Genomic DNA, 10,651 nt, shown 5'->3' with positions numbered 1-10,651 from the left:
GACGAGGGTGGCCGTGGCGACCGCGAGAAGCCGCGCGGCGGAGCTTGACGGTGTCGGGGGCAGCCTGGGAGGCGGAGGAACTGGGCGACTGCGGGGCGGTCATGGGAGCGTGCCTTTCGTCTGCGGGGCGTGGGACGCGGGAGGACGCGGGGGAAACGAAGGCGCCGCGGCCGCCGTCCTGAGGGACGGCGGCCGCGACAGTGGAGCGGTGCGGCCTGGTCAGGCCATCGCGCCGCCCGTCGCCTGACGACGACGCAGCTTGTACGCGCCGACCCCGACACCACCGAGGAGCAGGAGCGAACCGGCGGCCAGACCGTTGCCGGTCGTGGCCAGTGCGCCGCCACCGGTGTGCATGCCGCCACGCGGCTTCTCGCGGTCGCCACGGTCGCCCCGGTCGCCACGGTCACCGCGACCGCCCTCGTCGCCGCGGTCACCACGGTCGCCGCGACCGCCTTCGTCACCACGGTCGCCCCGGCCGCCCTCGTCGCCGCGGTCACCACGGTCGCCGCGACCGCCTTCGTCACCACGGTCGCCCCGGCCGCCCTCGTCGCCGCGGTCGCCGCGGCCGCCCTCGTCACCCCGGCCGCCCTCGTCGTCATTGCCGGCCCGCACCTTGGCGACCGTCATCGCGAGCGCGCCGCCACCGGCGTGAATGCCGCCGCGGGGCCTGTCGCGGCCCTCGCCCCGGTCACGGTCGCCCCGGCCGCCCTCGTCGCCGCGGTCACCACGGTCGCGGTCGCCCCGGTCACGGTCGCCCCGGCCGCCTTCGTCGGACCGGCCGCGGCCCTCGTCGTTGTGCTTGCCACCTTCGTCGGACCTGCCGCGGTCCTCACTGCGGGAGGAGGAGCCGTTGTCGTGCTCCCCGTCGCCGGCCATGGTCATGGCGTAGGCGGAGGGAGCGGTGATCGTGAGGACCGCCATGGCGGCGGCCGAGGCGAACAGCGTGCGGGCAGAGCGCATCTGAACACATTTCCTTTCGTCGCGACTGCGAAGAGTGACGGAGCGTCGACTCAGGGTGGCGCAGTAGCTACGTGATCCACCGTCAGCCGGAACTCCTCGGCGCGCCATCGGAGAGTCCCGCATTGGAGCTACGGCATGGGCTCATCGAGTGGCGAAGAACGGATATTCACCCGTTGGGCGGCACGCCGCGCCGAAGCGATGTTTGGGTTCTCCGGAGTGCCCGTCAGCCGACTCGGGCTCCTCCCGTTCCGGCCGTCCCGGCGCCCCGAAACTCGCTTGCACCGCCGGCCGGCCCGCTGCTGTACTGGCCGCAACGACCTACAGGACCAGGAGATATCGATGCGCCGATCTCACATGTTCGTTCAGACGGGAATTCACCCCACCCCTGAGAGCATGGAGTTCTGTGCACACGCTGAATCTTGGCATTCTGGCGCATGTCGACGCCGGTAAGACAAGCCTGACGGAGCGGCTGCTCCACACCGCCGGAATCATCGACGAGCTGGGCCGTGTGGATGACGGGAACACGCAGACCGATTCCCTCGCGCTCGAACGGCGACGCGGCATCACGATCAAGTCGGCGGTCGTCTCGTTCGATATCGACGACGTCACCGTCAATCTGATCGACACCCCCGGTCACCCGGACTTCATCGCCGAGGTGGAGCGGGTGCTGAGCGTGCTCGACGGCGCCGTGCTGGTCATCTCCGCCGTGGAGGGCGTACAGGCGCAGACCCGGGTCCTGATGCGGACGCTCCAGCGGCTGCGTATTCCGACGCTCGTCTTCGTGAACAAGACCGACCGCGCCGGAGCCCGGTACGAGCAGGTGCTGCGCCACATCGCGGCGAAGCTCACGCCGAACGCCGTCGCGATGGGACCGGCCGTCACCGGTCTCGGCACCCGCGACGCGCACTGCCCGTCCTACGCGGCCGACGACCACCGGCTCACCGACCGGCTGACGGACCTGCTCACCGTGCACGACGACGCCCTGCTGGCCGCGTACGTCGAGGGCGGGGAGCTGATCGCGCACACCCGGCTGCACGAGGAGCTGGCGGCGCAGACCGGGCGGGCGCTCGTCCATCCGGTGTACTTCGGCTCGGCCGTGACAGGCGCCGGAATCGCCGCGCTGACCAGCGGCATCAAGGAACTGCTGCCCGCGGCGCAGGGCGATGCGGACGGGCCGGTGTCGGGCACGGTCTTCAAGGCCGAACGCGGCCCGGCGGGCGAGTCCCTCGCGTACGTCCGGATGTTCTCGGGGACCGTACGGACCCGCGACCGGCTGCCGTTCGGGCAGGGGCCGGCGGCCGCGGGCGAGGGCAAGGTGACCGGGATCGACGTCTTCGCGCACGGTTCGGACATCCGCGGCGCATCGGTCGGGCCGGGGCGGATCGCGAAGCTCCGGGGGCTCACGGGCATTCGGATCGGTGATGCGGTCGGTGTCGCACGGAAAGCGGCGGAGCACCATTTCGCCCCGCCGACACTGGAATCCGTGGTGGTCCCCGCCCCGCATGTCCCCAGGGGCGAACTGCATTTCGCACTCGCGCAACTCGCCGAGCAGGATCCGCTGATCAATCTGCGCCAGGACGACATCCGCAAGGAAGTGTCCGTATCGCTCTACGGCGAAGTGCAGAAGGAAGTCATCGAGGCGACGCTCGCGGAGGAGTTCGGTATCGACGTCACCTTCCGCGAAACCACGACCATCTGTCTGGAACGGCCGTCGGGCACCGGCGCCGCATTCGAGATCATCGACAAGGACGACAATCCCTTTCTGGCGACGGTCGGCCTGCGCGTCGACCCCGCCCCTATGGGCAGCGGGGTGGACTACCGGCTGGAGGTGGAGCTCGGCTCCATGCCGTACTCCCTGATGAGAGCGGTCGAGGAGACCGTCCTCGAAACGCTCGGACAGGGCCTGTACGGATGGCGGGTGACCGACTGCACGGTCACCATGACGCACTCCGGGTACTGGCCGCGCCAGAGCCACTCGCACGGCACCTTCGACAAGACCATGTCGAGCACCGCCGGGGACTTCCGCAATCTGACCCCGCTGGTCCTGATGGCCGCGCTCCAGCAGGCCGGCACCACGGTGTACGAGCCGATGCACCGGTTCCGGCTGGAACTCCCCGCGGACGCGCTCGGCCCGCTCCTGCCGGTCCTCGCCCACCTGACGGCCGTCCCGGGGCCCCCGTCCGTGGACGGCGCGCTCTGCGTACTGGAGGGCGAGATCCCGGTGGCCAGGGTGCACGAACTACAGCAACGGCTCCCGTCGCTGACCCGGGGCGAAGGAGTGCTGGAGTCCGCGTTCGCATCCCACCGGCCGGTCATCGGCAGCCTCCCGCAGCGGTCCCGCACCGACCGCGATCCGCTCAACCGGAAGGATTACCTGCTGCGTACGGCGCTGAGGGGGCCGGGCCCGTCCGGCGAGTGACGGCGGGGCGGCCCCGGGCCCCGGCTCAGTTCAGCCGGGCCCGGGCCGCCCGTGCGCTGCGCCGGAGCGCCTCCGCGGCCGACGGCTCGACGTCCGCGACCACGTCCGCGTACTCCTCCATCTCCGCCGCCCCGCGCAGGAACTCCCCGCTCCGGACCAGCAGCTGGGCCCGTTCGTACCGCAGCCGGGCCGGGTGCGACGGCAGCAGGAGGGACAGTTCCACCGCCCACAGCGCCACGTCCGTCCGCTCCGGGCGGACCGCCGCCCAGGCCCGGATGTTGTTCAGGATGCGCAGCACCGTCTCCAGCGGCTGCGCGGGCACCAGCATCGACGCATCGAGCGGTTCCCCGGTCGCGCCCGCCACCAGCAGTTCCGCGTCCTGGCCCGACAGCGGACGGCCACCGGCGAACGGATCGGCCAGCACCCGCTCCTCCGGATCGCCGAAACCGACCACGAAATGGCCCGGCAGCGCCACCCCGTACACCGGAGCGCCCGCCCGCCGGGCCACCTCGATCCACACCACCGACAGCAGGATCGGCAGCCCGCGCCGACGCCGCAGCACCTCGTGCAGCAGCGAGGACTCAAGGCGCTGGTAGTCCGCCGACGAGCCCTCGAACCCGCACCGCTCACCGAGCAGTTCGGCCAGCGCGGACGCCCAGGCGCGGCCGCCGCGCAGCCCGTACGGGAGCAGGCCGGCGAGCCGGTCCAGCTCGATCTGCGCCGCGTCCGTACCGTTCGCGTCCAGCGCGGGATCCGCCTCCGCGCCCAGCAGCAGGCAGAGCAGCGCCAGGTCCGGCCGCTCGGCCCGCGCCTGAGCGGCGAACCGGCGGCGGATCTCTTCCCTGTCGTGCCTCTCGGGAGCCACCGGGCTACGCCGGCCGGAAGTGGTGGTAGCGGTGATGGGTCGAGAACCCCATCCCGTCGTACAGCGCACGGGCGCCCTCGTTCTCCGCCTCCACCTGGAGCCAGGACGCCGACGCGCCCTCGTCCATCGCCTGCCGGGCCAGCGCGGTCATCACGGCGGTGGCAAGGCCCCGGCGCCGGTGCTCCGGAGCCACCTCGACGGCCATGAACCCGGCCCACCGCCCGTCGACCACGCACCGCCCGATCGCGGCGGGCGCGGCGTCCCCGGCGTCACCCGGCACGGTCGCGAACCACACCGATGGACCGCTGCCCAGCACCGCCGGCACCTCGGGGCCCGGGGTCTCGAAGCGCTGGTAGCGGGAGAGCCACGCCGGTTGAGCCGTACGGCTCAACCGCACCCGCGACACCTCGGCCGCCAGATCGCCGATCGGGGCCAGCGCCGCGATCCGCACCTGCGCCGTCACCTCGCGCCGCCACCCGCGCTCCTCCAGCGCCGCGCACAGCTCCTCCTGGGTGCCCTCGGCGCCGGTCGCGGTCTGGATGCGGGCGGGCAGCTCCCGCTCCGCGTACCACTGCCGCACCCGTGCGAGCGCGGCGTCGAGCGGAACACCCGGATCGCCGAGCGGCAGTACGGAGTTGGCGCGCCGGGTGAACCCTCCGGCGGCGCGCAGCAGCCAGTCGCCGAGCGGCTCGCTCTCCACCGGCTGCCAGGCCCGCGCGCACACCGCGGCGAGTTCACCGAAGGAGGCCGCCGGGCCGCGCCGGCGGGGAGGCGCGGACGGTACGGTCTTGCCCGCCACCAGGGACGATTCCACGATGCGGATGGATTCACCGCTCTTCGGTGTGACGGACAGCACACCGTTGTCCCACGATGTGAGAACACCGACCGTGTCAGTGAATTTCGGGCCCTGCGGACCGTCCTGGAGCAGGCGCCGGACCGAGACCCGTTTGCCCACGTCAGCCGGTGTGATCCGGATCTCCAGCCGTCCGCCGATGGTGAATTCCACAGCTCTGTCCGCCCCTCCTGTTCGGATCGTGCCCGGGAACGGAGATACTAGATGCGGGCATCGACGACGCCGCGCTCCCGCGCGAGAGCCAACGCCCTACCGAGGAGGAACGACAGCGTGACCTACGTCATCGCGCAGCCTTGTGTCGACGTAAAGGACAAGGCCTGCATCGAAGAGTGCCCCGTCGACTGTATCTATGAGGGCCAGCGGTCCTTGTACATCCACCCGGACGAGTGCGTCGACTGTGGAGCCTGCGAGCCGGTGTGCCCGGTCGAGGCGATCTTCTACGAGGACGACACCCCGGAGGAGTGGAAGGACTACTACAAGGCGAACGTCGAGTTCTTCGACGACCTCGGTTCGCCGGGTGGTGCTTCCAAGCTGGGTCTGATCGAGCGCGACCACGCGTTCATCGCAGCGCTGCCGCCGCAGAACCAGTAGCAGCGTCCGGCACGTGCGTCACCCCGGTCCCGTACGGCTCGTCACCGTGCGGGACCGAGGTGTTTCCGCGCTCCCGCCGTGTCCTGCGCCCGAACCCCGTACGAGAAAGCAGAGATCCGTGTCCGCAGCAGTCTCCTCCCGCCTCCCGGTCTTTCCCTGGGACAGGCTCGCGCCCTACAAGTCGACGGCCGAGAGTCACCCGGACGGCATCGTGGACCTGTCCGTCGGCACGCCCGTCGACCCGGTGCCCGAGCTGATCCAGCAGGCGCTCGTCGCCGCGTCGGACAGCCCCGGCTATCCGACGGTGTGGGGGACCGCCGCGCTGCGCGACGCGCTCACCGGCTGGGTGGAGCGGCGGCTCGGCGCGGTCTCGGTGGCGCACGAGAACGTGCTGCCCGTCGTCGGCTCCAAGGAGCTGGTGGCCTGGCTGCCGACCCAGCTCGGCCTCGGTGCGGGCGACAAGGTCGCCTACCCGCGGCTCGCCTACCCGACGTACGAGGTCGGCGCCCGGCTCTGCGGCGCCGAGCCGGTCGCGTACGACGACCCGACCGAGCTGGACCCGGCCGGCCTCAAGCTGCTCTGGCTCAACTCGCCGTCCAACCCGACCGGCAAGGTGCTGGCCAAGGACGAGCTGACCCGGATCGTCGCCTGGGCGCGCGAGCACGACGTGCTGGTCCTCAGCGACGAGTGCTACCTGGAGCTGGGCTGGGAGGCCGAACCGGTCTCGGTGCTCCACCCGGACGTCTGCGGCGGTACGTACGAGGGCGTCGTCGCCGTCCACTCGCTCTCCAAGCGCTCCAACCTCGCCGGGTACCGGGCCGCCTTCATCGCGGGCGACGCGGCCGTCCTGGGTGAGCTGCTGCTGATCCGCAAGCACGGCGGGATGATGACGCCCGCACCGGTCCAGGCGGCGGCCGTCGCGGCGCTCGGCGACGACGCGCACGTGGCCGAGCAGCGCACCCGGTACGCGGCCCGGCGCGCGGCCCTGCGGACGGCCCTGGAGTCCCACGGCTTCCGCATCGAGCACAGCGAGGCGAGCCTCTACCTGTGGGCGACCCGCGACGAGCCGTGCTGGGACACCGTGGCGTACCTGGCGGAGCTGGGCATCCTGGTGGCGCCGGGGGACTTCTACGGGCCGGCGGGCGACCGCTTCGTGCGCGTGGCGTTCACGGCCACGGACGAGCGGGTGGCGGCGGCGGTCAAGCGGCTGGGCTGAGAGGCCGCCCGGTCCGAGGCCGCCCGACAGCCTCTGGGCCCGGACGGAAACGGCCGAGGGCCTCGGGAGTGCGCACTCCCGAGGCCCTCGCGCGTCCCTACGGCCGTGGTGCGGGTCAGCCGATCGGCAGGCCGCCCAGGCTGTCGGTGGGCAGGCCGCCCTTGGTGGCGTCACCGAGGGCGCCGGTCGCACCGCCGGTCGTCGCCTTGCCGACGGTCCGGGCGGCGGCGGGGGCGGCCTTGCCGGTCGTCTCGCCGAGGGTCTTGCTCGCCACCGGCCGCGTGGTCCCGACGACCTTGCCGCCGGTCTGGGTGCCCTGCTTGGACACGCCGTCGACCGTCTTGCCGAGACCGGCGCCGTCGACGGTGGTGAGACCGCCGAGCTCCGGAGCCTGCGGGAGCTCCGCGGCACCCGCGGCACCGGCCGCACCGACCACGGGGGCCGCACCCGCCGCGATCAGCAGCGCGGTACGGGCGATCCGACGGGTCAGGGGGAGGGACATGATGCTCCTTCGACGGGGTGTGGAATCTGTCTGTCCGTGATCGGACGCCATGACAACCGTCGTGGGGGCGGGGGAGGTTGCGGTGAACCAACGTAAAGAGTCGGTAATGCGTCACATAATCCGCAACGGAGGGACCTGGGCGGACAATGCGGTCACCGGCGGGTCGATGTGCCGTCACATCCCTTTGTCCGCAAGGGAATTAGGTCATCCCGACGGTGTCGGGCGAACCCCCTGTGCGCAGGCCGTCCGGGGAATGCCCGAACCGCCTGTGCGGGGGATCGGCCGCACTAATGCACGAAGCGCATACGGACCTCCGTGCTGCCCGGTTTCCTGCTTTCCGTCCGCCAGCCCGATGCGGCGTCCCACACCCGGCCCGCGTACGCGACCTCGTCGATGCCCAGCACCTCGGACTGCGCGACCGCCCAGTGCGCGAGCTCCCAGCCGTGCTGCGGAGCACCGCCCTCCTCTGACGCGCCGCCCCGCCGCACCGGCACCGAGAGCGAGCCCTGAGCCGTCGCGCCCGCCGTCGGGGGCCGGCTGTCCGCCGCGTCCACGGCCGGCAGCGCGTCCTTGCCGAAGGAACGGGTCAGCGCGGCCCGGACCTTGGAGACATCGCCCGTCCCGGCCGTGGTCCGCGGCGGTGAGCAGTTCAGCGCGGCCGGCGTCCGGCCGGTCAGCACGGCCGCCAGGAGTGCGGCGTCCGGCTCGTGCTTCGCGTACGCCTGCGGGAAACCGCTGCGCTGCACGCGCTGGGCGGCCACGGTCAGCGGCAGCCGCGAGTAGCCGGGGACGTCGGCCAGGTGCTGGTAGAACATCCCGGCCGAGTACACCGGGTCCAGGATCTCCTTCCCGGTGCCCCAGCCCTGCGAGGGGCGCTGCTGGAACAGTCCCAGGGAGTCCCGGTCGCCGTGGTCGATATTGCGCAGCCCGGACTCCTGGAGCGCCGTCGCCAGCGCGATGGTCACCGCGCGCTCCGGCATCCCGCGCGTGGTGCCGACGGCCGAGATCGTCGCGGCGTTCGCGGCCTGCTCCGGACTCAGCCGGTACGTACGCCCCTCACCGGAGGAGCCGTCGGCCGACCGCACGGTGCACTGCTGGGAACTCCGGCCGCCCGACAGGTACTGGACGGTCAGATATCCGCCCAGGGCCACGAGCACGGCGAAGGCGGCCGCGACGCGCAGGCGGCGGCTGCGGCCGGTGTGTCGGCGGGCAGAGGAATCGGTCCGGGGCACGGGGCCACCGTACGCGAGGCACTAGGGTCGTAGCCATGGCCGAAAGCACCCTTGACCTCACACTGGACGGACCCGCGCTCACCGCCCGGCTCGTCGACTTCCCCTCGGTCAGCGGGGAGGAGAAGGACCTCGCGGACGCCATCGAAACGGCGCTGCGGACCCTCCCGCACCTGACCGTCGACCGGTACGGCAACAACGTCGTCGCCAGGACGAACCTCGGCCGCGCCGAGCGCGTCGTACTCGCCGGGCACATCGACACCGTGCCGATCGCCGACAACGTGCCGTCCCGGCTCGACGCAGACGGCCTGCTGTGGGGCTGTGGGACCTCCGACATGAAGTCGGGCGTCGCCGTCCAGCTGAGGATCGCCGCGACGGTGACCGAGCCCAACCGCGACCTCACCTTCGTCTTCTACGACAACGAAGAGGTCGCCGCGCACCTCAACGGCCTCGGACACATCGCCGAGGCCCACCCCGACTGGCTGGCGGCCGACTTCGCCGTCCTCCTGGAGGGCTCCAACGGCGAGGTCGAGGGCGGCTGCCAGGGCACGCTGCGGGTCCTCCTGCGTACGGAGGGGGAGCGGGCGCACTCGGCGCGCAGCTGGATGGGGTCCAACGCCATCCACGGGGCCGCCCCGATCCTCGCCAGGCTCGCCGCGTACGAGCCGCGCAAGCCGGTGATCGACGGTCTGGAGTTCCACGAGGGCCTCAACGCCGTACGGATCGAGGCGGGCGTCGCCAACAACGTCATCCCCGACGCCTGCACCGTCGTCGTCAACTACCGCTACGCCCCCGACCTGGGCCCCGACGAGGCCCTGGCCCACGTCCACGAGGTCTTCGCCGGCTGCGGCGTCGCCGAATTCACCGTCGACGACCACTCGGGAGCGGCCATGCCCGGCCTCTCCCACCCGGCGGCCAAGGCGTTCATGGACGCGGTCGGCGGCACCGCCCGGCCCAAGTTCGGCTGGACGGACGTGTCGCGCTTCGGCTCGCTCGGAGTCCCCGCGGTGAACTACGGCCCCGGCGATCCGATCCTCGCGCACAAGCGCAACGAGCACGTGGCGGTCGAGCGGATCACCCACTGCGAGGAGCGGCTCCGCTCCTGGCTCACGATCTGACCTCCGGCATTCCCCTGTCCGTAACCTCCGGCGATCTACGCTGGCCTGAGACAGGGCGCCGCAGGGCGGTTCTGACGTCGTCGGAGGGAGCAGGTCATGGGCAACCCCGAGGGAGCACGGATTCCCGAGGAACAGCGACTCGGCCCGGTGCTGCGCCGCAGGGACCAGGTACAGCCCGGCACCACCGATCAGCGGCTGCTGGATTCCGAGGGTGACTCGGAGTGGGTGCACACCGACCCGTGGCGGGTCATGCGCATCCAGTCGGAGTTCGTCGAGGGGTTCGGCGCACTGGCCGAGCTGCCGAGCGCCATCAGCGTCTTCGGCTCGGCCCGCACACCGGCCGACGCGCCGGAGTACGAGGTGGGCGTACGGATCGGCAAGGCGCTGGTCGAGGCGGGCTTCGCGGTGATCACCGGGGGCGGACCCGGAGCGATGGAGGCGGCGAACAAGGGGGCGCGGGAGGCGAAGGGGGTCTCGGTCGGTCTGGGCATCGAGCTGCCCTTCGAGTCCGGCCTCAACCCGCACGTCGACATCGGCGTCAACTTCCGCTACTTCTTCGTCCGCAAGACGATGTTCGTGAAGTACGCGCAGGGCTTCGTCGTCCTGCCCGGCGGGCTCGGCACGCTGGACGAGCTCTTCGAGGCGCTGACCCTCGTCCAGACGGGAAAGGTCACCCGCTTCCCGATCGTGCTGTTCGGCACGGCGTACTGGGGCGGGCTGGTCGACTGGCTGCGGGACACGGTGATCGCGCAGGGCAAGGCGTCCGCGAAGGACCTGCTGCTGTTCCACGTCACGGACGACGTGGGCGAGGCGGTCGCCCTGGTGACCAAGGAGGTCGGCCGCTGAGTACCGGCCTCGCCGGCGTCTGAGGCGCGGGGTCGGAGCACCTGTCACGGGC

Annotated in this window: 10 protein-coding genes; 5 read left to right on the top strand and 5 right to left on the bottom strand. The window is 72.0% G+C overall.

Annotated elements, in window-relative coordinates:
* Nucleotides 1–219: 219 nt before the first annotated feature.
* A complete protein-coding gene (locus J1C73_RS30325; protein ID WP_207319179.1) occupies nt 220–960 on the bottom strand; it encodes a hypothetical protein in 741 nt (246 codons plus the stop codon).
* Between the two features lie 403 nt (nt 961–1,363).
* On the opposite strand from J1C73_RS30325, the gene J1C73_RS30320 reads away from it, so the two are divergent.
* A complete protein-coding gene (locus tag J1C73_RS30320; protein WP_207319178.1) occupies nt 1,364–3,379 on the top strand; it encodes an elongation factor G in 2,016 nt (671 codons plus the stop codon).
* A 25-nt stretch (nt 3,380–3,404) separates the two neighbouring features.
* Here J1C73_RS30320 and J1C73_RS30315 read toward each other — a convergent pair whose 3' ends face one another.
* Together J1C73_RS30315 and J1C73_RS30310 are read right to left on the bottom strand one after the other, a co-directional pair.
* Nucleotides 3,405–4,244, bottom strand: a complete 840-nt coding sequence (locus tag J1C73_RS30315) for a transglutaminase-like and tetratricopeptide repeat-containing protein (protein ID WP_207319177.1) — start codon at nt 4,242–4,244, stop codon at nt 3,405–3,407.
* A gap of 4 nt (nt 4,245–4,248) precedes the next feature.
* Nucleotides 4,249–5,250 carry a GNAT family N-acetyltransferase gene (locus J1C73_RS30310; protein WP_207319176.1) on the bottom strand — a complete coding sequence of 334 codons (1,002 nt, stop codon included), beginning with the start codon at nt 5,248–5,250 and terminating at the stop codon, nt 4,249–4,251.
* Nucleotides 5,251–5,367: 117 nt separating this feature from the next.
* On the opposite strand from J1C73_RS30310, the gene fdxA reads away from it, so the two are divergent.
* Nucleotides 5,368–5,688, top strand: a complete 321-nt coding sequence (fdxA, locus tag J1C73_RS30305) for a ferredoxin (RefSeq protein WP_018956287.1) — start codon at nt 5,368–5,370, stop codon at nt 5,686–5,688.
* A gap of 118 nt (nt 5,689–5,806) precedes the next feature.
* On the top strand, nt 5,807–6,904 hold the full coding sequence (dapC, locus tag J1C73_RS30300; protein WP_123461467.1) for a succinyldiaminopimelate transaminase: 1,098 nt from the start codon (nt 5,807–5,809) through the stop codon (nt 6,902–6,904).
* A 115-nt stretch (nt 6,905–7,019) separates the two neighbouring features.
* Here dapC and J1C73_RS30295 read toward each other — a convergent pair whose 3' ends face one another.
* Nucleotides 7,020–7,406: an ATP-binding protein gene (locus tag J1C73_RS30295; protein WP_207319175.1), complete on the bottom strand. Its 387-nt coding sequence runs from the start codon at nt 7,404–7,406 to the stop codon at nt 7,020–7,022.
* A gap of 287 nt (nt 7,407–7,693) precedes the next feature.
* Complete coding sequence (locus J1C73_RS30290; RefSeq protein WP_307797833.1) at nt 7,694–8,638, bottom strand: hypothetical protein; 945 nt, start codon at nt 8,636–8,638, stop codon at nt 7,694–7,696.
* Between the two features lie 35 nt (nt 8,639–8,673).
* Between J1C73_RS30290 and dapE the strand changes: the two genes are divergently transcribed.
* The gene (gene dapE, locus J1C73_RS30285; RefSeq protein ID WP_207319174.1) at nt 8,674–9,753 is read left to right on the top strand and encodes a succinyl-diaminopimelate desuccinylase; all 1,080 of its coding nucleotides are present in this window, start codon (nt 8,674–8,676) and stop codon (nt 9,751–9,753) included.
* A 96-nt stretch (nt 9,754–9,849) separates the two neighbouring features.
* Entirely contained in the window at nt 9,850–10,599 is a 750-nt protein-coding gene (locus J1C73_RS30280; protein ID WP_207319173.1) for an LOG family protein, read from the top strand.
* The last annotated feature ends 52 nt before the right edge of the window (nt 10,600–10,651 follow it).

It is taken from the genome of Streptomyces laculatispora (assembly GCF_017353455.1).
GTDB classification, from domain to species: Bacteria; Actinomycetota; Actinomycetes; order Streptomycetales; family Streptomycetaceae; genus Streptomyces; species Streptomyces laculatispora.
Note: the sequence above shows the minus strand (reverse complement) of the source record. Positions and strands in the feature narration are given on the sequence as shown.